Genomic DNA, 23999 nt, shown 5'->3' on the forward strand with positions numbered 1-23999 from the left:
CCCGTGGAAATCCTTCAGGTCGTGCTCCAGGTCATCCTGGGCATCACGAGCCTTCTGCTGACGCTCATGATCCTCCTCCACCGCGGTCGCGGCGGCGGGCTCTCTGACATGTTCGGCGGCGGCGTCACGTCCAACCTCGGCGCGTCCGGCGTCGCCGAGCGCAACCTCAACCGCATCACGATCATCCTCGCCCTCACCTGGGTGACCTCGATCGTGATCCTCGGTCTCATCACGCGCTTCGACGCGGTCTAGGGCAGGAGCACCATGGTTTCCGGAGGCAGCGCCATCCGCGGGTCCCGCGTCGGGTCCGGCCCGATGGGCGAGCAGGACCGCGGGGTCCACGCCGACCGCATCGCGGTCTCGTACTGGGACGCTCACGGCAACGAGACCGTCCGCCACTTCGCGGCGAATCTCCCGGAGGAGGAGATCCCCGAGGTCATCGACTCGCCGACCTCGGGGCTGCCCGCCGGTCGCGACAAGGACAACCCGCCGCAGCTCGCGAAGAACGAGCCGTACAAGACGCACCTCGCCTACGTGAAGGAGCGCCGCAGCGAGGACGAGGCGAAGCAGATCCTCGAGGATGCCCTCACGAAGCTGCGCGAGCGCCGCGGCACCTCGGCCTGACGCCGACCCGAATCCCGTTCCACCGGGAAGGGCCCCGACGGATCGTCGGGGCCCTTCCCGCATTCCGCCCCCGCTCCGGGAGACGGGACGGATGGCTCGAGGAGGCTCAGCTGCCGCCGGGCATCCAGTCCTTCTGGTCCATCGCGCCCGTCCAGTAGGAGGTGGGCATGACGAGCGACTCGGGCACCTCAGCGGAGGCGGCCTCGTCGATGAAGAACACGGTGCGCTTGCGGCCGAGGACGCCCGCGACGGGGACGTCGGAGGGCGAGGCGCCCGCGAGCGCGAGACCGAGGGCCGGAGCCTTGTCTGCGCCGGCGAGGACGAGCCAGATCCGCTCCGAGCTGTTGAGGAGGGGCAGGGTGAGGCTCAGTCGCTCCGGCGGCGGCTTGGGGGAGTCGCGGACGGCGATCACTCCGGCCGTCGCGACCGTCGGTCCGTCGCGCTCGGGAAAGAGCGAGGCGATGTGGCCGTCGGGGCCGACGCCGAGGAAGGTGATCGCGAACACGGGGTGGTCCTCGCCCTCGCGCGCGGCGGCGCGCAGCTCGGCCTCGTAGGCGGCCGCGGCCTCCTCGAGCGTGAGCCCGGCGTCGCTCGCGGGGAAGGGGTGCACTTTCGCCTCGTCGACGGGAACGTGGTCGAGCAGCGCCTCCCGCGCCTGCTTCTCGTTGCGCTCGTCGTCGCCGCGCGGCAGCCAGCGCTCGTCGCCCCACCACACGTGCACGCGCGACCAGTCGATGCTATTGCGCGCGGGGGAGTCCGCGATCGCGGCGAGCACTCCGATGCCGACCGAGCCGCCGGTCAGCACGATGTGCGCCTCGCCCTCGTCCTCGATCAGGTCGATGACCTTCGTGAGGAAGCGGGCGGCGACGGAGGCGGCGAGGGCGGCCTTGTCGGGGTGGACGAGGACTCGGCGGTCGGTGGTCACGAGAGCCTTTCGGGGGTGGAGCGGCGGGGGACCCGGGCGGGTCAGACCCGGGCGTCGAGCCCCGAGCGGAGCACGTCGCCGTAGACGTCATCGGGGTCGAGCCTACGCAGTTCCTCTGCGAGGCACTCCCGGAGTCCCCGGCGCGGCAGCGACAGCTCGTGCGTCGGCTGACCCGCCTGCGAGAGCTGGGCGACGGCGGGCTGCACGCGCTCCAGGCGCACGGGGCCGGTCGCGCGGTGCAGGATGACGCGGTGGATGCCCGCCGTCGGGTTGCCGTCGGCCACGTCGACCGTCACCGGCACCTGCAGCTGGCGGCGCAGCCAGGCGGCGAGCAGCACGGTCGAGGGCGAGTCGGGAGCCCCGGAGACCTCGGCGCTCGTGATCGGCTCGTACGGCGGCTGGTCGAGCGCCGCGGCGAGTTGAGCGCGCCACAGCGTGAGTCGGGTCCACGCGAAGTCGGTGTCGCCCGGCTGGTAGTCCTCGGCGAGGCGCTCGAGCATCGCGACGGGGTCGGCCGCGGCTCCGGTGTCGGTGATACGACGCTGCGCGATCCGGCCGAGCGGGGTGTCGCAGGCGCGCTCGTCGGGGCACTGCCCCGGCCACCACGTGACGACGGGAGCGTCCGGCAGCAGGAGTCCCGTGACGAGCCCCTGCTGGTCGCGGGCCGTGTCGCCGTGCGCGCGCAGCACGATGACCTCGCTCGCGCCGGCGTCGCCGCCGACGCGGATCTCGGCGTCGAGGCGCGGCTTCTCGCCCGCACCGTTGGTCGACACGACGATGATGCGCATCGGATGCTCGCGCGAGGCCTCGTTGGCGGCCTCGATGGCCTCCTCCTCGGCTCCGATCGCGGTCGCGATGACGAGCGTGAGAACGCGGCCGAGGGCAACCGCGCCGCCCTCCTCGCGGAGGGTGACGAGCTTCTTCGACACCTTGCTGGTGGTGGTGTCGGGCAGGTCGATGATCACGGGCGCCTCCAGACGCGGCCGTCGCGGGCGAGCAGCTCGTCCGCGGACTTCGGGCCCCAGGTGCCGGGGGCGTACTGCTCGGGCCGGCCCTGCGTGGCCCAGAACTCCTCGATCGGGTCGAGGATCTTCCAGCTGAGCTCGACCTCCTCGTGGCGGGGGAAGAGCGGCGGATCGCCCAGCAGCACATCGAGGATGAGGCGCTCGTAGGCCTCGGGGCTCTGCTCGGTGAACGCGTGCCCGTAGCCGAAGTCCATCGTCACGTCGCGCACCTGCATGCCCGCGCCCGGCACCTTCGATCCGAACCGCATCGTGACGCCCTCGTCGGGCTGGACGCGGATCACGAGCGCGTTCTGGCCGAGCGCGGACGTCTGGCTCTCAGCGAAGAGGTACTGCGGCGCGCGCTTGAACACGACCGCGATCTCCGTCACCCGCCGGCCGAGTCGCTTGCCGGCGCGGAGGTAGAACGGCACGCCCGCCCAGCGCCGCGTGCTGATGTCGAGGCGCATCGCCGCGTAGGTCTCGGTGACCGACTCGGGGTTCATGCCCTCCTCCTCGAGGAAGCCGGGCACGAGCTCGCCGCCCTGCCAGCCGCTCGCGTACTGGCCGCGCGCGGTCGCCGTCGAGAGGTCCTTGGGCAGCCGCACAGCCGAGAGTACCTTCTCCTTCTCGGCGCGCAGGTCGGCGGCGTCGAACGAGACGGGCTCTTCCATGGCCGTGAGGGCGAGCAGCTGCAGGAGGTGGTTCTGGATGACGTCGCGCGCGGCGCCGATGCCGTCGTAGTAGCCGGCGCGGCCGCCCACCCCGATGTCCTCGGCCATCGTGATCTGCACGTGGTCGACGTAGTTCGCGTTCCAGATCGGCTCGTACATCATGTTGGCGAAGCGCAGCGCGAGGAGGTTCTGGACGGTCTCCTTGCCGAGGTAGTGGTCGATGCGGAAGACCGAGTCGGGCGGGAAGACCGACTCCACGACGGCGTTGAGCTCGCGCGCGGTCGTCAGGTCGCTGCCGAACGGCTTCTCGATGACGACGCGGCGCCACTCGCCGTCCTCCGCCTCGGCGAGGCCGCTGCGACGCAGCTGCTCGGTCACGACGGGGAACGACTTCGGCGGGATCGACAGGTAGAACGCGTGGTTGCCCATCGTGCCGCGCTCGCGGTCGAGCTCGGCGATCGTCTCCGTCAGGCGCTCGAAGGCCCCGTCGTCGTCGAAATCGCCCGATACGAAGCGGATGCCCGCCGCGAGCTGCTTCCAGGTGGCCTCGTCGAACGGCGTGCGCGCGTACTGCCGCACGGCGTCGTGCACGACCTGCTCGAAGTCCTGGTCCTCCCAGTCGCGGCGGGCGAAGCCGACGAGCGCGAAGCCCGGGGGCAGAAGTCCGCGGTTGGCGAGGTCGTAGACCGCCGGCATGAGCTTCTTGCGCGACAGGTCGCCCGTCACGCCGAAGATGATGAGTCCGCTCGGCCCGGCGATGCGGGGGAGCCTGCGATCTTCGACGGCGCGCAGGGGGTTGTTCTCCGGCGAGATATCGACCGGTGCCATGGTTCTCCTCGTGGGCCGTGCGGGTCAGGCGATCGCGGCGATGAGCGCCGCGATCGCGTCCTCGTCCGCGACGGCGAGCGTCACGACGGGGCGACCGTGCTCGGCGAGCACGCGCGCGTCACCGGCGGCCTGCGCCGCGATGAGCTGACCGAAGGTGAAGGGGCGCTCGGGGATCACGAGGTCGTCGGACGACGCACCCACGATCTGCAGGAACACGCCGTGCGCGGGGCCGCCCTTGTGGTACTGCCCCGTCGAGTGCAGGAACCGCGGGCCCCAGCCGAACGTCACGGGGCGGCCGCTCGCGCTCGCGAGCCGGTGGCGGATCGCCTCGAGCTCGGGATGCGCGGTTCGGTCGAGGTAGGCCTGGACGGCGATGTAGCCGTCGGCGGGCACGGCGTCGCGCAGTCGGGCGACGGCCTCGGCGGCCGTCGTAGCGCCCGCGAGCAGCTCGGCCGGGCCGGTGACGGCGATGCCGCCGTCGACGAAGGCGGGCGCGATGGGCTCCGGTCGGGCATCCAGCAGGCCGCGCGCGGCGATCTTCGCGCTCTCCACGTCGGGCTGGTCGAAGGGGTTGATCCCGAGAAGGATGCCCGCGACGGCCGTCGCGTACTCCCACGTCATGAGGAGCCCGCCGAGCGACCCCGACAGCTCGATCTCGCCGGGGGCGACCTCCTCGGTGGCGCGGGCGTTCGCGACGAGGCGCACGACCTGGACGTCGTCGGCGACGGAGCTCAGCTCGGGCGCGTCGACGCCGACGACGACCGGCAGGATGCCCGTGCCGTTCTTGCCCGTCGACTCGGCGATGAGCTGCTCCACCCAGTCGCCGAGCCCCACGATGTGGGTGCCGTCGGCGACGATGACGAGCTTGTCGCGGCGGGGCTCGGTTCCGGCGATGGCCGCGCCGAGCCGGAGGCCGGGGTTCGAGGCGCTGTCGATCGCGAGCGGCAGCAGCGCCGCCTCGGCCTCGTCGAGGATCTCCTCGATGTCGGCGCCCGCGAGCCCCGACGGCACGAGACCGAAGGCCGTGAGGGCCGAGTAGCGTCCGCCCACGGTCGGGTCGGCGCGGAAGACCCGGTACCCCGCGGCGAGCGAGGCCTGCTCGAGCGGCGAGCCGGGGTCGGTGACGATCACGATGCGCTCGGCCGGGTCGATGCCCGCCGCGACGAACGCCGCCTCGAAGGCGCGCTTCTGGCTGTCGGTCTCGACCGTCGAGCCCGACTTCGACGACACGACGACTACCGTCTCGGCGAGTCGGTTCTCGAGCACGGAGCGGACCTGGTGGGGGTCCGTGGAGTCGAGCACCACGAGGTCGGTGCCGACCGTCCGCGTGATGACCTCCGGGGCGAGCGAGGAGCCTCCCATCCCGCACAGCACGACGCGGGTGACGCCGCGCTCGGCGAGCTCGTCCCGCAGGGCGAGGATCTCGGGCACGAGCGGCCGGGAGACGGTCACGGCCTGGGTCCAGCCCAGGCGCTTCGCCGCCTCCTCCTCGGCCGCGGCTCCCCACAGGCTCGCGTCGCCGTTCGTGATGCGGCTCGCGACGAGCTGCTCGACGAGCGCGGGGACGTGCCGCTCGATGGCGTCCGCGGCGGGGCCGCGGGCTCCGATCGTCGCCGTCATCGGGCGCTCTCGAGAGCCGCGGAGACGGTGTCGAGGAGCTCGTTCCAGCTCACGATGAACTTCTCCACACCCTCCTTCTCCAGCAGCGCAGTCACCTCGGCGATCGAGATGCCCAGGCCCTCGAGCGCCGCGAGAACGGCGCGGGCGCCGTCGTACGAGCCCGTCACGGCGTCGCCGTCGAGACGCGCGTGGTCGAACGTCGCCTCGAGCGTCTTCTCGGGCATCGTGTTGACGGTCGAGCCGACGGCGAGCTCGGTCACGTACAGCGTGTCGGGCAGCGCCGGGTCCTTGACGCCGGTCGACGCCCACAGGGGCCGCTGGACGTTGGCGCCCGACGCCAGGAGATCCTGCGCGCGGGCGCTCGCGAACTCCTGCTCGAACAGCTCGTATGCCAGTCGCGCGTTCGCGATGCCCGCCTTGCTCTTGAGAGCGAGCGCCTCGGGCGTGCCGATCGCCGTGAGCCGCTTGTCGATCTCCGTGTCGACGCGCGAGACGAAGAACGAGGCGACCGAGTGGATCGTCGCGAGATCGATGCCGGCCTCGCGGGCCTTCTCGAGGCCGGCGAGGTAGGCCTCGATGACCGCGCGGTAGCGCTCGAGGCTGAAGATGAGGGTCACGTTGACGCTGATGCCCGCGCCGATGGTCTCGGTGATGGCCTCCAGGCCCTCCTGGGTGGCGGGGATCTTGACCATCGCGTTCGGACGGTCGACCTTCGCCCACAGCTGGCGGGCCTGGGCGATCGTGCCCGCGGCGTCGTGCGCGAGACCGGGCTCGACCTCGATCGAGACACGGCCGTCCTGGCCGGCAGTGCTGGCGTAGATCGGCGCGAAGATGTCGCACGCCGCGGCGACGTCGTCCGTCGTGATCTCGAAGACCGCGTCGGTGACGTCGACGCCCGCCGCCGCGAGGTCGCGGACCTGCGCGTCGTAGGTCGTACCGGTCGCGAGCGCCGCCGCGAAGATCGTCGGGTTCGTCGTCACGCCGACGACGTCACGGTTCTCGATGAGGGAGGCGAGCGCACCGGAGGTGATGCGGTCGCGCGACAGGTCGTCGAGCCAGATGCTGACGCCGAGGGCGCTCAGCTGGGCGGTGGGGGTGGAGCTCATGGTGTCCTCTTTTGTCTCGTGCCCGGAGCGGAGAGCGCGGCGGGCGGCGGAGCCGGTGGTGGCGGGGGAGGGGGACGGTCGTCTAGGAGGCGATCGACTCGAGCGCGGCGGCCACGGCCGCCTCGGCCGTGATGCCGAACTCGCGGAACAGCGTCTGGTAGTCGGCGGAGGCGCCGAAGTGCTCGATCGAGATCGCGCGGCCGCGCGAGCCGAGGTAGCGGTGCCACGAGAGCGCGACACCGGCCTCGATCGACACGCGGGCCGTGACCTCGCTCGGCAGCACCGACTCGCGGTACTCCGCGCTCTGCTCCTCGAACCACTCCAGGCAGGGGGCCGAGACGACGCGGGCGTGGACGCCCTGCGCGGCGAGCTGCTCGCGGGCCGCGAGAGCGACCTGCACCTCGGAGCCCGTCGCGATGAGCAGCACGTCGGGCGCGCCGTTCGCGGCCTCGGCGAGCACGTAGGCGCCCCGGGACACGTGGTGCGCCGCGGCCAGGACGTCGCCCGAGGCGACGTCATCCCCCCGCTCGAAGACGGGGATGTTCTGGCGGGTGAGCGCGATTCCCGTGGGGCGGTCGTTGCGCTCGAGGATGGTGCTCCACGCGACGGCCGTCTCGTTCGCGTCTGCGGGCCGCACGATGTCCAGGCCCGGGATGGCGCGCAGGGAGGCGAGCTGCTCGATCGGCTGGTGCGTCGGGCCGTCCTCTCCGAGCGCCACGGAGTCGTGGGTCCAGACGTAGGTGACCGGCACGCGCATGAGGGCCGCGAGGCGCACGGCGGGGCGCATGTAGTCGCTGAAGATCAGGAAGGTGCCGCCGAACACGCGCGTGCGCCCGTGCAGGGCGATGCCGTTGAGGATCGCGCCCATCGCGTGCTCGCGGATGCCGAAGTGCAGGATGCGGCCGTAGGGGTTCGCCTGCCACTCGTGCGTGGAGTGCTCGGCGGGGGCGAACGAGCCGCCGTTCGCGATCGTCGTGAGGTTCGACTCCGCGAGGTCGGCCGAGCCGCCCCAGAACTCCGGGAGGACGTCCGCGATCGCGTTGATCACCTTGCCGCTCGCGGCGCGGGTCGACACGCTCGTGCCGCCCTCGAAGACGGGCAGCGCTGCGTCGAGGCCCTCGGGCAGCTCGCCCGCGAGCATGCGGTCGAGCAGCGCCTTGCGCTCGGGGTTCGCGGCGGCCCAGGCGTCGAAGCGCTCCTGCCAGGCGGCGTGACGCTCGGCCCCGCGGGCGACGGCGCCGCGCGTGCGCGCGATGACCTCGTCGGCCACGACGAAGCTCTGCTCGGGGTCGAAGCCCATGACGGTCTTCGTCGCCGCGAGCTCCTCCGCGCCGAGGGCGGAGCCGTGGATCTTGCCGGTGTTCTGCTTCGTGGGCGCCGGCCAGCCGATGATGGTGCGCAGGATGATGATGCTCGGCTTCGTCGTCTCGGCCTTCGCGGCCTCGATCGCGGCGTGGAGCGCGCGGACGTCCTCCACGTACTCGCCCGTCCTCTTCCAGTCGACCGTCTGCACGTGCCAGCCGTAGGAGCCGTAGCGCGCGGCGACGTCCTCGGTGAAGGCGATGTCGGTGTCGTCCTCGATCGAGATCTGGTTCGAGTCGTAGATGACGACGAGGTTGCCGAGCTGCTGGTGGCCGGCGAGCGAGCCGGCCTCGCTCGTGACGCCCTCCTGCAGGTCGCCGTCGCCGGCGATGACGTAGACGTGGTGGTCGAAGACGCTCTCGCCCGCGGGCGTCCCGGGGTCGAGCAGGCCGCGCTCGAAGCGGGCGGCGTAGGCGAATCCGACGGCGGAGGCGAGACCCTGGCCGAGCGGCCCCGTCGTGATCTCGACCCCGTCGGTGTGGCCGTACTCGGGGTGCCCGGGGGTCTTCGAGCCCCACGTGCGCAGCGCCTTGAGGTCGTCGAGCTCGAGGCCGTAGCCGCCCAGGTAGAGCTGCACGTACTGGGTCAGCGAGCTGTGCCCTGCGGAGAGGATGAAGCGGTCGCGGCCAAGCCAGTGCGGGTCGCCCGGGTCGTGCTCCATGACCTTCTGGTGCAGGAGGTACGCGACGGGGGCGAGGCTCATGGCCGTGCCCGGATGCCCGTTCCCCACCTTCTCGACGGCATCGGCCGCCAGCAGTCGTGCGGTGTCTACCGCGGCGGAGTCGATCTCGTCCCAGAGGAGGTCGGTCATTCGGGGGTACAGCCCTTTCTCGAATCGAGCCCGGTGGTGGTCGGGCGAAAGACTCTTGCCCAGATCACCGTTGATCGAGACCGCGGCCTGCTCGGGCGCCCGGTCGGATGACGACCGGGATGCCCCCGTTTCGAGAGACGGACGTGGCGGCGGACAAGCCCTCCCAGTATAAGAGTGCGCTGGGAGGCGGGGCCCCACCGCACTCGGCGGGGCATCGGAACGGCTCGCGTAGACTGGAGGCCGCACGCCGTACGAAGAGGAGACATGGACACAGCGCTGGATCAGCCCGCCGTCGCCCGGCGACCGACCCTCCGCCGAACCCTTCTCGCGTACGTCGCCCTCATGAAGCTGCGCGTGGTCGAGCTGCTGCTCGTGACGACGGCGCCCGTGATGGTGCTCGCCCAGGACGGCCTGCCCGACGCCTGGCTCGTCATCGCGACCCTCATCGGCGGCACGCTCTCCGCGGGTTCGGCGAACGCGTTCAACATGTACCTCGATCGCGACATCGATCGGCTCATGAACCGCACGCGCAACCGGCCTCTCGTGACGGGCGAGCTCACCGACCGTCAGGCGCTCGTGTTCGCCTTCGCCTCGGGCGCGGTCTCGATCGTATGGCTCGGCGTGTTCGCCAACTGGCTCGCGGCGTCGCTGTCGCTCGCGGCGATCCTCTTCTACGTGATCCTGTACACGATGGTGCTCAAGCGCCGCACCGAGCAGAACATCATCTGGGGCGGCATCGCCGGCTGCTTCCCCGTCCTCATCGGCTGGAGCGCCGTGACGGGCTCGCTCGACTGGGCTCCGGTGATCCTCTTCCTCGTGGTCTTCCTCTGGACGCCGCCCCACTACTGGCCGCTGTCGATGCGCTACCGCGACGACTACGCCTCGGCCCACGTGCCGATGCTCGCGGTCGTGCGCGGCGGCACGGTCGTCGGCGTGCAGATCATCCTCTACGCCTGGGCGACCGTCGCGATGTCGCTCATCCTGATCCCCGTCGCGGGCATGGGTCTCGTGTACGTCCTCGCCGCAGTGGGAGCGGGCGCCTGGTTCATCGTCGAGAGCCACCAGCTCTACGGGCGCCTGCTGCGCGACGAGACGGCGGCGCCGATGCGGGTCTTCCACGCGAGCATCAGCTATCTGACGTTGCTGTTCGTCGCGGTCGGGATCGACCCGCTCCTGCCGTTCTAGCGGGGGATGCCCGTCACGCGCTGACCGCGTCGCGCACGATCGGCGCGCCCTCGGCCCCGTCCGCGGCTCGCGGCGCCCGCAGGCTCAGCAGCACGAGCGTCATCGCCGAGACGAGCACGCACGCGAGCACCATGTGGATCCCGACGAGGATGACCGGGAGCCCGAGCCGCGCCTGCGCGAGCCCGACGCCGATCTGCACGAGCTCGACGGAGACGAGCGCGCGCGTCGCCCGCTGCAGGAGCGCGGGGCCGGTGCGCCGGGCGACGATGACGAGCAGAACGCCGCCGGCGAAGGACGCGTAGGCTGGCCACGAGTGGACGTGCTGCCACAGCTCGGAGTCGAGGCCGTTGCGGGCGGCGCCGCCGTCGCCCGCGTGCGGGCCGGAGCCGGTCACGACGATGCCGACGAGCACCGTCACCCCGACGACGACGGCGGTGGCGAGGGCGAGCGGACGCACCGCGCGGGGGAGGGGGACGAGCGCACCGGCCGGGCCGCGGTAGACCCGCACGACGAGGACGGTCGCGAGGGAGACGAGCACGGCGGAGACGACGAAGTGGAACCCGACGATCCAGGGGTTGAGGTCGGTGAGCACCGTGATGCCGCCGATGATCGCCTGGGCGGGGATCCCGAGTCCGAGCGCGATCGACAGGCGCATCAGCTCGGGGCGCTCGCGCCGCATCCGCACCACGAAGGCGAACGCGAGGATCGCGATGATGACGAGAACGAAGGTCAGGAGGCGGTTGCCGAACTCGACGATGCCGTGGATGCCCATCTCGGGCGTCGCGACGAACGACTCGGGCGTGCAGCGCGGCCAGGTCGGGCACCCGAGACCGGAGCCCGTGAGGCGCACGGCGCCGCCCGTGCCGACGATGAGCGTCTGGCTCACGAGAGAGGCCCACGCGACGACCCGCACACGACGGTCGACCGTCGTCGGGAGCCACTGCCACAGCCGGGACTGCCACAGACGATTCACGGCTCGCATCCTCCGATTCCCGGTGAGGCCCTGTAGAATCATGGAGCTCACCATCAGTGTCGATCACGGGCGTCGATGCGGCGCAGAATCGCCGGTCGGCCCGTCCGTGGCCAGTCTAGTTCTGGCTCTTTGAGCATCAGCCCCCAGCCCGTTGCACCCTGCGGTCCAGGGGAGTTCGAGGGAATGCGCCGACATCGCGACCGGTTGGGTTCGGCAAGAGAGAGGAACAGCATGTCCGACGTGCTCATCGACCGACCCGAGCTGGAGGGCCTGGGGCAGTACGAGTTCGGCTGGGCCGACTCCGACACCGCGGGCGCCACGGCTCGCCGCGGGATCTCCGCCGAGGTCGTCACCGACATCTCGAACCTCAAGAACGAGCCCGAATGGATGCTCAAGCGGCGTCTTCGCGGCTACGAGCTCTTCGGCAAGAAGCCCATGCCGCTGTGGGGCGCCGACCTGTCGGGCATCGACTTCGACAACATCAAGTACTTCGTGCGATCGACCGAGAAGCAGGCCACGTCGTGGGAGGAGCTGCCGGACGACATCAAGGCGACCTACGAGAAGCTCGGGATCCCCGAGGCCGAGCGCCAGCGCCTCGTCGCCGGCGTCGCCGCGCAGTACGAGTCCGAGGTGGTCTACCACCAGATCCGCGAGGACCTCGAGGCCCAGGGCGTCATCTTCATGGACACCGACACGGCCCTGCGCGAGCACCCCGAGTTCTTCGAGGAGTACTTCGGCACGGTCATCCCCGCCGGCGACAACAAGTTCGCCGCCCTCAACACGGCCGTCTGGTCGGGCGGGTCCTTCGTCTACGTGCCCCCTGGCGTGCAGGTGGAGATCCCGCTGCAGGCCTACTTCCGCATCAACACCGAGAACATGGGCCAGTTCGAGCGGACGCTCATCATCGCCGACGAGGGCTCGTACGTGCACTACATCGAGGGCTGCACCGCGCCGATCTACAAGAGCGACTCGCTGCACTCGGCCGTCGTCGAGATCATCGTGAAGAAGAACGCCCGCGTCCGCTACACGACGATCCAGAACTGGTCGAACAACGTCTACAACCTCGTCACCAAGCGCGCCGTGGCGCACGAGGGCGCGACGATGGAGTGGATCGACGGCAACATCGGCTCGAAGGTCACGATGAAGTACCCGTCGATCTTCCTGATGGGCGAGCACGCCAAGGGCGAGACGCTCTCGGTCGCGTTCGCGGGCCCCGGCCAGCACCAGGACGCCGGCGCGAAGATGATCCACATGGCGCCGTACACGACGTCGTCGATCGTCTCGAAGTCGATCGCGCGCGGCGGCGGCCGCGCGGGCTACCGCGGCGAGGTGCGGGTGGACGCCAACGCGCATCACTCGGCGAACACCGTGCGGTGCGACGCGCTGCTGGTCGACACCATCTCGCGCTCCGACACCTACCCGGCGATCGACATCCGCGTCGACGACGTGCAGCTCGGGCACGAGGCGACGGTCTCGCGCGTGAGCGAGGAGCAGCTGTTCTACCTGCAGTCGCGCGGGCTCCCGGAGGACGAGGCCATGGCGATGATCGTGCGCGGGTTCATCGAGCCCATCGCGCGCGAGCTCCCCATGGAGTACGCACTGGAACTCAACAAGCTCATCGAGATGAGCATGGAAGGCAGCGTCGGCTAGGAATGAGCTCCACCATCGAGACTGAGAAGCCTCTTGTCCCGGGCTCGACGGCCCACACCGACGGCGCGTGGGACGTCCCCGTGCAGACGCGCTCCGAGCGCTTCGCCTCAGCCGTGCACGACGACTTCCCCGAGGTCACCGGGCGCGAGCTCGAGTGGCGCCTCACGCCCGTCGAGAAGGTCCGCGACCTCATCGACGGCGAGCTCGACGGCGGCCGGTTCCCGGCCGTCGTGAGCGAGGCCGCGGGCGTCACGAGCGAGTGGATCGCCCGTGACGACGCGCGCATCGGCTCCGCGGGCCTCGCGGAGGAGCGCGCGGCGGCGAACGCCTGGTCGAGCTTCCAGGAGGCCCTCGCGGTCACCCTGACCGCCGAGGAGTTCACCGAGGTCGTCATCGATCGCACGGGGGATGACCGCACCCCGCGCGCCGCCCACACGATCATCACCGCGGACCCCAACGCGCGCGGCATCGTCGTGATCGACAACCGCGGCAGCGCTCGCCTGAGCGAGAACGTCGAGATCGTCGTCGGCGACGCAGCGCACCTCACCGTCGTGAGCCTGCAGGAGTGGGACGACGAGAGCGTCCACCTGTCGAGCCAGTTCGCGCGCATCGGGCGCGACGCCGTGCTCAAGCACGTCGTGGTCTCCCTCGGCGGCGCGGTCGTCCGCGTCAACCCCTCGGCGCACCTCGCCGAGCAGGGCGCCACGGGCGAGCTCCTCGGTCTGTACTTCTCCGACGCCGGCCAGCACCTCGAGCAGCGCGTCTACGTGCACCACGACGCCCCGAACACCGTCAGTCGCGTCACCTACAAGGGCGCGCTGAACGGCGACGGCGCCCGCACCGTCTGGGTGGGGGATGTCCTCATCGGCCGCACCGCGCCGGGAACCGACTCCTACGAGCAGAACCGCAACCTCGTCCTGAGCGACGGCACGCGCGCCGACTCGATCCCGAACCTCGAGATCGAGACCGGCGACATCGCCGGAGCCGGCCATGCGAGCGCGACGGGTCGCTTCGACGACGAGCAGCTGTTCTACCTGCGCTCGCGCGGGATCCCCGAGCAGGAGGCTCGCCGCCTCGTCGTCCTCGGCTTCCTGCTCGAGGTCGTCCAGAAGATCGGCCAGCCCGAGCTCGAGTCGCGGCTGCTGGCGGCGATCGAGGCCGAGCTCGCCGCCGTGGCGGTGGTGTGACGATGGCCGCGACACGCGTCTGCACCGACGCCGAGCTCGCGCCCGCGACGGCGATGAAGGTCGTCATCGACGGCAAGCCCATCGCCGTCGTGAAGGACTCCTCGGGCGCCGTGCACGCGCTCGGCGACACCTGCACTCACGGCGACATCTCGCTCAGCGAGGGCTTCGTCGAGGACGACAGCCTGGAGTGCTGGGCGCACGGCTCGAAGTTCGAGCTCGCGACCGGCAAGCCGAAGAACTTCCCGGCCTACGAGCCGGTCCCCGTCTACGCGGTCACCGTCGAGAACGGCGAGATCTTCGTCGACGCCGACCAGACCCTCACCACGTAAGGAAGAGACAGACATGGCAACCCTCGAGATCCGCGATCTCCACGTCAGCATCGAGACCGACCAGGGCGTCAAGCAGATCCTGCGCGGCGTGGACCTGACCATCAAGCAGGGCGAGATCCACGCCATCATGGGCCCCAACGGCTCGGGCAAGTCTACCCTCGCGTACACGATCGCCGGCCACCCCCGGTACACCGTCGACTCCGGCTCGATCACGCTCGACGGCGAGAACGTGCTCGAGATGAGCATCGACGAGCGCGCGAAGGCCGGGCTCTTCCTGGCGATGCAGTACCCCGTCGAGATCCCTGGCGTGACCGTGTCGAACTTCCTCCGCACCGCGAAGACCGCGATCGACGGCGAGGCCCCCGCGCTGCGCGGCTGGATCAAGGAGCTCCGCGGCTCGATGGAGGCCATGCGGATGGATACCTCCTTCGCCGAGCGCAACGTCAACGAGGGCTTCTCGGGCGGTGAGAAGAAGCGTCACGAGATCGTGCAGCTCGAGCTGCTCAAGCCGAAGATCGCCGTCCTCGACGAGACCGACTCGGGCCTCGACGTCGACGCGCTCAAGATCGTCTCGGAGGGTGTCAATCGCGTCAAGGAGCAGACGGGTCTCGGCGTGCTCCTCATCACGCACTACACGCGCATCCTGCGCTACATCCACCCCGACTTCGTGCACGTCTTCGTCGACGGCCGCGTCGCCGAGGAGGGCGGCGCTGAGCTGGCCGAGCGCTTGGAGAACGAGGGCTACGACCGCTACCTGACCGGGTCGACCGTAGGCTAGTCGCATGCCCACCGCACTCGAGCCGAAGCTCTTCGACCAGGTCGAGGAGGGGCTGAAGGACGTCGTCGACCCCGAGCTCGGGGTCAACATCGTCGATCTCGGCCTCGTCTACGACCTCGCGTGGGATGACGAGACGGACGCGCTCATCATCTCCATGACCCTGACCTCCGCCGGCTGCCCGCTCACCGATGTGATCGAGGAATCGGTCGCGAGCTCGCTCGACGGCATCGTCGAGCGGTTCCGCATCAACTGGGTGTGGATGCCGCCGTGGGGCCCCGAGCGCATCACCGACGACGGTCGCGACATGATGAGAGCGCTGGGCTTCAGCATCTGATCCCCGTCACGACCACGCGAAAGGCCCCCTCCCGATCGGGAGGGGGCCTTCGTGGTGCGAGAGACGACTAGGCCTCAGTGCGGTCGTTGCGCTCGACGGCCTTCCAGATCGCCGGCAGGAGCGCTGCAGCGATCGCGGCCTTGATGAGCCCACCGATGATGAAGGGGTAGAACCCCGCAACGAGGGTCGCCTGCAGGTCGTTCGGCAGGCCGAACCCGCCGAGCGAGTACGACAGCCACGGCAGACCGACCGCGAACACGACGAGCGAGCCACCGATGAACGTGACGGCGGCCTTGAGCCAGCCGCGGTCCCAGCGGCGCTCAGCCGCCCAGCCGACGATCGCGGCCGAGAGCACGAAGCCGATGATGTAGCCGCCGGTGGGGCCGACGAGCACGCTCCAGCCGGAGGCCGCGTCGCTGTAGATCGGGAGGCCGATCGCGCCGAGCAGCGCGTAGAGGCCGAGCGATGCGGCGCCGCGTGCTGCGCCGAGCGAGGCGCCGACGAGCAGCACCGCGAGGGTCTGCCCGGTCACGGGCACCGGCCAGAGCGGGACGGCGACCTGCGCGAGCGCCGCGACGAGCGCCGTGCCGGCGATGACGAGCGCGGCGTCGGAGATCAGCGAGCGGGGGACGACGCGGTCGACGAGGGTCGAGCGGGCGGGGAGAGCGGTGGCGAGCGTCACGGGGATGCGTTCCTCACGGGAATCGGGGACCAAGGGACTGCGGTTAGACTATCGGGCTGGCCCCCCGTGCCCCTCCCTGACGAAACCCACGAAAGAAACGGACGTTCGCTGTGCTCGCTGTGCAGGATCTCGAGATCCGAGTCGGAGCGCGCCTGCTCATGGAGAACGTCTCCTTCCGCGTCGACAAGGGCGACAAGGTCGGACTCGTCGGTCGCAACGGCGCCGGTAAGACGACCCTCACGAAGGTTCTCGCAGGCGACGAGCTCCCCGCCGCCGGGCACGTGCAGCGCACGGGAGAGCTCGGCTACCTGCCGCAGGATCCCCGATCGGGAGACCCCGAGCAGCTCGCCCGCACGCGCATCCTCGACGCTCGAGGCCTGGGCCAGATCGTCATCGACATGCAGCAGGCGACGCTGGACATGGCGAGCCCCGACCCGGCGGTGAGCGAGAAGGCGATGAACCGCTACGGGCGGCTCACCGACCGATTCCTCGCGCTCGGCGGGTACGCGGCCGAGGCCGAGGCCGCCTCGATCGCGAGCAACCTGAACCTGCCCGACCGGATCCTCAGCCAGCCGCTGAAGACGCTGTCGGGCGGTCAGCGGCGCCGCATCGAGCTGGCCCGCATCCTCTTCAGCGATGCCGAGACGATGATCCTCGACGAGCCGACCAACCACCTCGACGCCGACTCCGTGGTGTGGCTGCGCGAGTTCCTGAGCTCGTACCAGGGCGGCTTCATCGTCATCAGCCACGACATCCACCTCGTGGAGGAGACCGTCAACAAGGTCTTCTACCTCGACGCGAACCGCCAGGTCATCGACGTCTACAACATGGGCTGGAAGAACTATCTGCGCCAGCGCGAGTCGGACGAGGAGAGGCGCAAGAAGGAGCGCGCCAACGTCGAGAAGAAGGCGACCGCCCTGCAGCTGCAGGCCGCGCGCTTCGGCGCGAAGGCCTCGAAGGCCGCCGCCGCCCACCAGATGGTCGCGCGCGCCGAGAAGATGCTCGCCGGCCTCGACGAGGTGCGCGCGGTCGACCGCGTGGCGAAGCTGCGGTTCCCCGAGCCCGCACCCGTCGGCAGGACGCCGCTGCAGGCGAAGAACCTCTCGAAGAGCTACGGCTCGCTCGAGATCTTCACGGCCGTCGACCTCGCCGTCGACCGCGGCTCGAAGGTCGTCATCCTCGGCCTCAACGGCGCGGGCAAGACGACCCTCCTGCGGATCCTCGCCGGCGTCGACCAGCCCGACACCGGCCAGCTCGAGCCCGGCCACGGCCTCAGGGTCGGCTACTACGCGCAGGAGCACGAGACGCTCGACGTCACGCGCAGCGTCCTGCAGAACATGATGTCGGCCTCGCCCGCGATCACCGAGCTCGAGGCGCGCAAGGTGCTCGGCTCGTTCCTCTTCACGGGTGACGACACCGCGAAGCCCGCAGGCGTGCTCTCGGGCGGCGAGAAGACGCGCCTCTCGCTCGCGATGCTCGTCGTCTCCAAGGCCAACCTGCTGCTGCTCGACGAGCCGACGAACAACCTCGACCCCGCGAGCCGCGAGGAGATCCTCGGAGCGCTCGCGAACTACTCCGGCGCCGTCATCCTCGTCAGCCACGACGAAGGCGCCGTCGAGGCGCTCAACCCCGAGCGCGTGCTCATCATGCCCGACGGCGTCGAGGACCTCTGGACGAAGGACTACGCCGAGCTCATCTCGCTCGCCTGACCCGCGTCTAGCGGTGCCCGAGCAGGGCATCCTCCTCATCGGCGTCGCTCGCCCGCGCGCGCACCCGCTGCGGCGTCGGCTCGCCGGTCTCCTCGGCGACGATGCGCTGGCGCTCCTTGCGCAGCGCCCAGCCGTAGCCGATGAAGCCCATGAGGCCGAACAGGTACCACTGGAAGGTGTAGCTGAGGTGCGGGCCCTCGTCGGGCACGGGCCGCGTCGCCGCGACCGGACGAGTGTCGGGGGCCGGCGACTCGCTGTCGAGCAGGCCGTACGCGCCCGTCATGACGGCGCCCGCCTCGACCCGCTGCGCGACGTCGGGCAGGTGGATGGTCGCGATCTGACCCTCGGGGGCGCCGCGGCCGCGCAGCTCGGGCTCGCCGGGCTTGAGCCGCGCGAGCACCTCCACGCGCCCGCTCGGAGGAGCGGGCACGACGTCGGGCGAGTCCTGCTCCGAGCCCACGGGCAGCCAGCCCCGGTCGACGACGAACACGGTGCCGTCGTCGAGCAGCAGGGGAGTGAGCACCTCGAAGCCGGGCCGGCCGTTGAGCGGCCGGGCGCGCACGAGCAGCTGCTCGTCGACGAGGTACTCGCCCACGAGCTCCACGGGCTGCCACTCGAGGTCCGGATCGAGCACGTCGGTCTCGGGCAGAGCCTCGGTGAGCGGAACCGGGGCCGCATCCCAGTTCGCCGCGACGACGCGGATCTCGGCGACCGCCTCCAGCCGCCGCTGCCACTGCCACTGGGCGAGGCCCACGCAGACCACGGCGAAGAGGGCCGTGAGGCCGAGCCAGCCGAGCCAGCGGCGCTGCAGGGCCAGGCTCAGGATGCTCACGCCCTCGATTCTCCCGGATCCGGCAGCGAGTCGACGACCACGCCCGCGGGCGTGATCGTCACGGGGAACGAGCGCTGGGCGACGAAGTCGTAGAGGAAGTCGCGGTGCTCGTCGCACGCGAGCCACACCTTGACGCGCTCGGGGCCGTGGATGCGCGTATTGCGCCAGTTCACCGCCCAGGTCGCCTCGGCGCGGCACCCGCTGCGCGAGCAGCGCGTTCCGGAGATCTCCCCGGGGAGCGAGATCACGCCGCGGGGCCCTGCGGCGTGTAGGGCAGCAGCTGGCCGGGGCGCTCGACCGCGCGGCCGTCGCTCGGGGCGACGTTGTTGGCGACGACCACGGCGAAGTACGGCAGGACGATCGCGCCGAGGGCGGGAAGGAGCAGCCACCAGCCGGGCACGACGAAGCACGCGCCGATGCAGACGAGGCGAACGGCCATCGCCACCGAGTACTTGATCATGCGCGTGCGCCGCTCGTCGGTCGGAGAGGACGGGAGGCTGGTGATGGCGGCGCCGGTCGGCTGCTTCATGAGGTCTCGAGTGTACGTTCGCCGCCTGCGAGATCACTGGTTCGAAGCCTGCCAATAGGCTTGATGCCATGACCACTCAGCGCACCGTTCTCGTCACCGGAGGCAACCGCGGCATCGGCTACGCGATCGCCGAGGAGTTCCTCGCCCAGGGCCACCGCGTCGCGGTCACCGCCCGCTCGGGCACCGGCCCGGAGGGCGCGCTGACCGTCACCGCCGACGTCACCGACGCCGCCTCCCTCGACGCCGCCTACAGCGAGGTCGAGGCCGCCTACGGCCCCATCGAGGTCGTCGTCGCCAACGCGGGCATCACGCGCGACACCCTGCTGCTGCGCATGTCGGACGAGGACTTCCAGACAGTCGTCGACACGAACCTGACGGGTGCCTTCCGCTCCGTGAAGAGGGCGATGAAGGGGATGCTCAAGGCGCGGTTCGGCCGCATCATCCTCATCTCCTCCGTCGTCGGGCTGTACGGCTCGCCCGGGCAGGTCAACTACTCCTCCTCGAAGGCGGCCCTCGTCGGCATGGCCCGCTCGATCACGCGCGAGCTCGGCGGCCGCGGCATCACCGCGAACGTCATCGCGCCCGGCTTCATCGAGACCGACATGACGGCCGAGCTGCCGGAGGAGCAGCAGAAGGCGTACAAGGACTCAATCCCCGCCGGCCGCTTCGCGAGCCCGCAGGAGGTCGCGCGCGTCGTGACGTGGATCGCGAGCGACGACGCCGCCTACATCTCCGGCGCGGTCATCCCGGTCGACGGCGGCCTCGGGATGGGGCACTGACGCCCCGCCCGACCCGCAGCGGGCTCAGCCGCGCAGGCCGAGCAGCGGGAGCACGTCGCGCAGGTCGCGGCGGGCGATGCTGACGTCGGCGCGCTCGCGCACGATGGACTTCGCGGCGAAGGCGACGCCGAGCCCCGCGGCCTCGAGCATCGCGAGGTCGTTCGCGCCGTCGCCGACAGCGACGGTGCGGGCCAGCGGCACCCCGCGCTCCGCTGCCCACTCGCGCAGGGCGATCGCCTTGGCCTCGGCATCGATGACGGGGCCGAGCGTGCGGCCCGTGAATCGACCTTCGACGACCTCGAGCCGATTGGCGCGGTGGTGATCGAGCCCGAGCTCGGCGGCGATCGGGTCGAGCAGCTCGTGGAACCCGCCGGACACGACGCCGACGGCCCCGTAGGCGGCGTGGACGGCCGCGACGAGCTCGCGGGCTCCTGTCGTGAGGGTGATGCGGGCGCCGACGCGAGCGCAGCATCCGTCATCGAGGCCCGCGAGCGTCGCGACGCGCTCGGCGAGCGAGGCGGCGAAGTCGAGCTCGCCCGCCATCGCGCGATCGGTGATGGCGGCCACGGCGGGTCCGGATCCGGCTTCGTCGGCGAGGAGCTCGATGGCCTCCTGCTCGATGAGCGTGGAGTCGACGTCGAGGACGACGAGGAAGCGGGTCATGGGGCGGGCACTCCTCGTCGGGGGCGCACGCGCCCGATCACTCGATGCGGATGCCCTTGCCGACGACCGTGATGCCGGTGTCGGTGACCGTGAAGCCGCGGGCTCGGTCGGCGGCGTGGTCGACGCCGACCTGCGCGCCGGGGGAGACCACGACCTCCTTGTCGAGAATAGCCCGCCGGACGACGGCGCCCGCGCCGATCGTCGTGCGCTCGAAGACGACCGAATCGGCGACCTCGGCCGACTCGACCGTGACCCAGGTGCCGAGCACGCTGCGCTCGATGCGGGCGCCCGAGAGCACCGAGCCGAGCGACACGATCGAATCGATCACGTGGCCCGTCTCACCGGCGCCGTCGCGCACGAACTTCGCCGGCGGCATGTTGAGCTGCTGCGTGTAGATCGGCCACGCGGTGTTGTAGAGGTTGAAGACGGGGAGGGCCGCGATGAGGTCCTGGTGGGCGTCGAAGAACGACTCGATCGTGCCCACGTCGCGCCAGTAGAAGCGATCGCGCTCGGTCGCGCCCGGAACGTCGTTGTGGTTGAGGTCGTAGACGAACGCCTCGCCCCGGTTGACGAAGTCGGGCACGATGTCGCCGCCCATGTCGTGGGCGGAGTCCTCGAGCTCGGCATCGCGCGTCACCGCGTCCATGAGCACGTCGGCGTCGAAGACGTAGTTGCCCATCGAGGCGAGCACCTGGTCGGGGGCGTCGGCGAGGCCGACCGCCTGCCTCGGCTTCTCGTGGAAGGCGGCGATGCGCGAGGGGTTCGCGGGGTCGGTCTCGATGATGCCGAACTGGTCGGCGAGCTCGATCGGCTGGCGGATGCCGGCGACCGTGACGCCCGCGCCCGAAGCGATGTGCGCCTCGATCATCTGGGTGAAGTCCATGCGGTACACGTGGTCGGCGCCGACCACGACGACGATGTCGGGCTTCTCGTCGCGGATCAGGTTGAGGCTCTGGAAGATCGCGTCGGCGCTGCCGGAGAACCAGCGCTTGCCCAGTCGCTGCTGCGCCGGAACGGAGGCGACGTAGGCGTTGAGCATGCCGCTCAGCCGCCAGGTCTGCGAGACGTGGCGGTCGAGCGAGTGGCTCTTGTACTGGGTCAGCACGACGATCTGGCGCAGCCCCGAGTTGATGAGGTTCGACAGCGCGAAGTCGATGAGGCGGTAGCCCCCCGCGAAGGGCACGGCGGGCTTCGCCCTGTCTGCCGTGAGCGGCATGAGCCGCTTCCCCTCGCCGCCAGCCAGCACGATTCCGAACACCTTGGGGGTCGCCATGCCCCCACAGTAGGCGACTCCCAGGCGCTGTACTAGCGTCATCACCATGCGCGTCGACGTCATCTCCCGTGAGTATCCGCCCGAGGTCTACGGAGGGGCGGGAGTCCACGTCGCGGAGCTCGTGCGCGCGCTGCGCCACGATGCGCTGGATGTCCGCGTGCGCTGCTTCGGCGCCCCGCGCAACGAGGCCGACACGCACGCCTACCTCGTCCCCGGCGCCCTCTCCTCGGCGAATCCGGCCCTCGCGACGCTCGGCGTCGACCTCGCGATCGCCGACGACGTCGACGGCGCCGACATCGTGCACTCGCACACCTGGTACGCCAACGCCGCCGGTCAGCTCGCGCAGATGCTGCACGGGATCCCGCACGTCGTCACCGCCCACAGTCTCGAGCCGCTGCGGCCGTGGAAGGCCGAGCAGCTCGGCGGCGGCTACCGGATCTCCAGCTGGATCGAGCGCGAGGCGTTCGAGACGGCGGATGCCGTCATCGCCGTGAGCGACGGCATGCGCCGCGACATCCTGCGCTCCTACCCGAAGCTCGACGAGCAGAAGGTCGGCGTGATCCACAACGGCATCGACCTCGACGGATGGCAGCGGACGATCGACCACGAGTTCGTCCGCACGCTCGGCATCGACCCCGACCGCCCGACGATCGTCTTCGTCGGCCGCATCACCCGCCAGAAGGGTCTTCCGTATCTGCTCGAGGCCGTGCGGTCGCTGCCGAAGGACGTCCAGCTCGTGCTGTGCGCCGGCGCGCCCGACACGCCCGAGATCCTGCGCGAGGTGCAGAACGGCGTCGCCGCGCTCCAGGCGGAGCGCACGGGCGTCGTCTGGATCGAGCGGATGCTCTCGCAGCGCGAGCTCGCGGCCGTCCTGTCCCACGCCACGACGTTCGTGTGCCCGAGCGTCTACGAGCCGCTCGGCATCGTCAACCTCGAGGCCATGGCCTGCGGCGTCGCCGTCGTCGGCACCGCCACCGGAGGGATCCCCGAGGTCGTCGCCGACGGCGAGACCGGCCGGCTTGTCCCGATCGAGCAGGTGCAGGACGGCACCGGGATCCCCGTCGACCCCGCGAGGTTCGTCGCCGATCTCGCGGCTGTGCTCGGCGAGGTCGTGAGCGACCCCGAGCGCGCCGCGGCCATGGGCCGAGCGGGCCGTGCGCGCGCGGAGGAGCACTTCGCGTGGGGAGCGATCGCGGAACGGACACGCGCGCTCTACGCGAGCCTGCTCGTCTAGGCTGGACGCATCATGGCCAGCGTTCTCGAGTTCGACGATGTCTCCCTCAGCCGCGATGGCGCCGCCATCCTCGACGGCATCCGCTGGAACGTGGAGGACGCCGATCGCTGGGTCGTCCTCGGCCCCAACGGCGCGGGCAAGACGACGCTCCTGCAGCTCGCCGCCGCGAACCTGCACCCCACGAGCGGGCGCGTCACCGTGCTCGAGGAGGAGATCGGGCACTCCGACCTCGCCTCGCTGCGGCCGCGCATCGGCTTCGCTTCGACGGCGATGGCGCGCCGCGTGCCCGCCGATGAGCGAGTGCTCGACGTCGTCATGACTGCGGCGCACTCGGTCACGGGTCGGTGGAACGAGGAGTACGAGGACGTCGACGAGCGCCGCGCCCGCCGCGTGCTGCGCGAGTGGCACCTCGAGCGCTTCGCCGACCGCCGCTTCGGCAGCCTGAGCGACGGCGAGCAGAAGCGCGTGCAGATCGCGCGCTCGATCATGACCGACCCCGAGCTGCTGCTGCTCGACGAGCCCGCCGCGAGCCTCGACCTCGGCGCCCGGGAGGAGCTCGTGCTCCTGCTCGGCAGCTTCGCGAGCTCGCCCGACTCGCCCGCGATGGTCATGGTCACCCACCACGTCGAGGAGATCCCGGCCGGCTTCACGCACGCGCTGCTGCTGGCCGAGGGTCGCATCTCGGCCGCGGGGCCGATCGACGAGATCATCACGGCCGAGCACCTGACGGAAGCCTTCGGGATCCCGCTCCAGGTCAGCCGCGAGGGCGACCGCTTCGCCGCTCGGGGCGCCTGACCCGACCCGAGCACCGAGCCGCGCTCTGCTAGTCTTGAGAGTCGGCCTCGAAGGTTCGCCCTTCGCCTGCCCATCAACCTGCCCGCAGCGGGGGCACCCCGCTGAACAGAGAATCC

Annotated in this window: 25 protein-coding genes; 12 read left to right on the forward strand and 13 right to left on the reverse strand. The window is 70.8% G+C overall.

The features are described 5' to 3' along the window. The first annotated feature begins 3 nt into the window (after positions 1 to 3). Positions 4 to 252 (forward strand): preprotein translocase subunit SecG, encoded by a 249-nt coding sequence (gene secG / locus ASC54_RS11270; protein WP_055861275.1) that lies wholly within the window; start codon positions 4 to 6, stop codon positions 250 to 252. 12 nt (positions 253 to 264) lie between these two features. Beyond that, positions 265 to 624 (forward strand): RNA polymerase-binding protein RbpA, encoded by a 360-nt coding sequence (locus tag ASC54_RS11275; RefSeq protein WP_055861278.1) that lies wholly within the window; start codon positions 265 to 267, stop codon positions 622 to 624. Between the two features lie 106 nt (positions 625 to 730). On the opposite strand, the gene pgl is transcribed toward ASC54_RS11275, so the two are convergent. From pgl to tkt, 6 genes are all read right to left on the reverse strand, one after another. Further along, complete coding sequence (gene pgl, locus ASC54_RS11280) at positions 731 to 1549, reverse strand: 6-phosphogluconolactonase (protein WP_055861281.1); 819 nt, start codon at positions 1547 to 1549, stop codon at positions 731 to 733. A 41-nt stretch (positions 1550 to 1590) separates the two neighbouring features. Then, positions 1591 to 2514: a glucose-6-phosphate dehydrogenase assembly protein OpcA gene (locus ASC54_RS11285; RefSeq protein WP_055861284.1), complete on the reverse strand. Its 924-nt coding sequence runs from the start codon at positions 2512 to 2514 to the stop codon at positions 1591 to 1593. Next, on the reverse strand, positions 2511 to 4052 hold the full coding sequence (gene zwf, locus ASC54_RS11290; RefSeq protein ID WP_055861287.1) for a glucose-6-phosphate dehydrogenase: 1542 nt from the start codon (positions 4050 to 4052) through the stop codon (positions 2511 to 2513). Before zwf ends, ASC54_RS11285 begins: the two co-directional genes overlap by 4 nt. A 24-nt stretch (positions 4053 to 4076) precedes the next feature. Then, a complete protein-coding gene (locus ASC54_RS11295; RefSeq protein WP_055861291.1) occupies positions 4077 to 5672 on the reverse strand; it encodes a glucose-6-phosphate isomerase in 1596 nt (531 codons plus the stop codon). After that, on the reverse strand, positions 5669 to 6778 hold the full coding sequence (tal, locus tag ASC54_RS11300; RefSeq protein WP_055861294.1) for a transaldolase: 1110 nt from the start codon (positions 6776 to 6778) through the stop codon (positions 5669 to 5671). The genes ASC54_RS11295 and tal overlap by 4 nt, the downstream gene beginning before the upstream one ends. Before the next feature lie 82 nt (positions 6779 to 6860). Next, a complete protein-coding gene (gene tkt, locus ASC54_RS11305; protein ID WP_055899102.1) occupies positions 6861 to 8951 on the reverse strand; it encodes a transketolase in 2091 nt (696 codons plus the stop codon). Positions 8952 to 9215: 264 nt separating this feature from the next. Here tkt and ASC54_RS11310 point away from each other — a divergent pair, with 264 nt between their 5' ends. Next, the gene (locus tag ASC54_RS11310; RefSeq protein WP_055861299.1) at positions 9216 to 10136 is read left to right on the forward strand and encodes a heme o synthase; all 921 of its coding nucleotides are present in this window, start codon (positions 9216 to 9218) and stop codon (positions 10134 to 10136) included. 13 nt (positions 10137 to 10149) lie between these two features. Here ASC54_RS11310 and ASC54_RS11315 read toward each other — a convergent pair whose 3' ends face one another. Next, positions 10150 to 11109 carry a heme A synthase gene (locus ASC54_RS11315; RefSeq protein WP_369813326.1) on the reverse strand — a complete coding sequence of 320 codons (960 nt, stop codon included), beginning with the start codon at positions 11107 to 11109 and terminating at the stop codon, positions 10150 to 10152. A 231-nt stretch (positions 11110 to 11340) separates the two neighbouring features. Here ASC54_RS11315 and sufB point away from each other — a divergent pair, with 231 nt between their 5' ends. The 5 genes from sufB to ASC54_RS11340 are packed head-to-tail and all read left to right on the forward strand — an operon-like array spanning position 11341 to position 15387. Then, a complete protein-coding gene (gene sufB, locus ASC54_RS11320; RefSeq protein ID WP_055861305.1) occupies positions 11341 to 12759 on the forward strand; it encodes a Fe-S cluster assembly protein SufB in 1419 nt (472 codons plus the stop codon). Positions 12760 to 12761: 2 nt separating this feature from the next. Next, entirely contained in the window at positions 12762 to 13946 is a 1185-nt protein-coding gene (sufD, locus tag ASC54_RS11325) for a Fe-S cluster assembly protein SufD (protein WP_082515063.1), read from the forward strand. 2 nt (positions 13947 to 13948) lie between these two features. After that, positions 13949 to 14275 (forward strand): non-heme iron oxygenase ferredoxin subunit, encoded by a 327-nt coding sequence (locus tag ASC54_RS11330; protein WP_055861310.1) that lies wholly within the window; start codon positions 13949 to 13951, stop codon positions 14273 to 14275. Positions 14276 to 14288: 13 nt separating this feature from the next. Further along, complete coding sequence (sufC, locus tag ASC54_RS11335; RefSeq protein WP_055861313.1) at positions 14289 to 15053, forward strand: Fe-S cluster assembly ATPase SufC; 765 nt, start codon at positions 14289 to 14291, stop codon at positions 15051 to 15053. A gap of 4 nt (positions 15054 to 15057) precedes the next feature. Continuing rightward, the gene (locus ASC54_RS11340; protein ID WP_055861316.1) at positions 15058 to 15387 is read left to right on the forward strand and encodes a metal-sulfur cluster assembly factor; all 330 of its coding nucleotides are present in this window, start codon (positions 15058 to 15060) and stop codon (positions 15385 to 15387) included. A gap of 67 nt (positions 15388 to 15454) precedes the next feature. Here ASC54_RS11340 and ASC54_RS11345 read toward each other — a convergent pair whose 3' ends face one another. Beyond that, entirely contained in the window at positions 15455 to 16069 is a 615-nt protein-coding gene (locus tag ASC54_RS11345; RefSeq protein ID WP_055899108.1) for a biotin transporter BioY, read from the reverse strand. 110 nt (positions 16070 to 16179) lie between these two features. On the opposite strand from ASC54_RS11345, the gene ASC54_RS11350 reads away from it, so the two are divergent. Then, on the forward strand, positions 16180 to 17778 hold the full coding sequence (locus ASC54_RS11350; protein ID WP_055899110.1) for an ABC-F family ATP-binding cassette domain-containing protein: 1599 nt from the start codon (positions 16180 to 16182) through the stop codon (positions 17776 to 17778). Positions 17779 to 17785: 7 nt separating this feature from the next. Here ASC54_RS11350 and ASC54_RS11355 read toward each other — a convergent pair whose 3' ends face one another. From ASC54_RS11355 to ASC54_RS11365, 3 genes are read right to left on the reverse strand one after another with little or no spacing between them, the layout of a single operon-like run. After that, a complete protein-coding gene (locus tag ASC54_RS11355) occupies positions 17786 to 18610 on the reverse strand; it encodes an SURF1 family protein (protein ID WP_055861322.1) in 825 nt (274 codons plus the stop codon). Continuing rightward, positions 18607 to 18858, reverse strand: a complete 252-nt coding sequence (locus tag ASC54_RS11360; protein WP_082515064.1) for a hypothetical protein — start codon at positions 18856 to 18858, stop codon at positions 18607 to 18609. Before ASC54_RS11360 ends, ASC54_RS11355 begins: the two co-directional genes overlap by 4 nt. Further along, the gene (locus tag ASC54_RS11365; protein ID WP_082515065.1) at positions 18855 to 19139 is read right to left on the reverse strand and encodes a DUF3099 domain-containing protein; all 285 of its coding nucleotides are present in this window, start codon (positions 19137 to 19139) and stop codon (positions 18855 to 18857) included. The genes ASC54_RS11360 and ASC54_RS11365 overlap by 4 nt, the downstream gene beginning before the upstream one ends. 68 nt (positions 19140 to 19207) lie before the next feature. On the opposite strand from ASC54_RS11365, the gene fabG reads away from it, so the two are divergent. Next, complete coding sequence (fabG, locus tag ASC54_RS11370; RefSeq protein WP_055861325.1) at positions 19208 to 19918, forward strand: 3-oxoacyl-ACP reductase FabG; 711 nt, start codon at positions 19208 to 19210, stop codon at positions 19916 to 19918. 24 nt (positions 19919 to 19942) lie between these two features. Here fabG and serB read toward each other — a convergent pair whose 3' ends face one another. Both serB and glgC read right to left on the reverse strand, forming a co-directional pair. Further along, positions 19943 to 20581 carry a phosphoserine phosphatase SerB gene (gene serB, locus ASC54_RS11375; protein WP_055899113.1) on the reverse strand — a complete coding sequence of 213 codons (639 nt, stop codon included), beginning with the start codon at positions 20579 to 20581 and terminating at the stop codon, positions 19943 to 19945. 37 nt (positions 20582 to 20618) lie between these two features. Beyond that, on the reverse strand, positions 20619 to 21854 hold the full coding sequence (gene glgC, locus ASC54_RS11380; RefSeq protein ID WP_055899116.1) for a glucose-1-phosphate adenylyltransferase: 1236 nt from the start codon (positions 21852 to 21854) through the stop codon (positions 20619 to 20621). Between the two features lie 46 nt (positions 21855 to 21900). Here glgC and glgA point away from each other — a divergent pair, with 46 nt between their 5' ends. Then, entirely contained in the window at positions 21901 to 23088 is a 1188-nt protein-coding gene (gene glgA / locus ASC54_RS11385; RefSeq protein ID WP_055861334.1) for a glycogen synthase, read from the forward strand. A gap of 12 nt (positions 23089 to 23100) precedes the next feature. After that, positions 23101 to 23883: an ABC transporter ATP-binding protein gene (locus tag ASC54_RS11390; protein WP_055899119.1), complete on the forward strand. Its 783-nt coding sequence runs from the start codon at positions 23101 to 23103 to the stop codon at positions 23881 to 23883. The last annotated feature ends 116 nt before the right edge of the window (positions 23884 to 23999 follow it).

The sequence above is a fragment of the Yonghaparkia sp. Root332 genome (genome assembly GCF_001425665.1).
Lineage (GTDB): Bacteria > Actinomycetota > Actinomycetes > Actinomycetales > Microbacteriaceae > Microcella.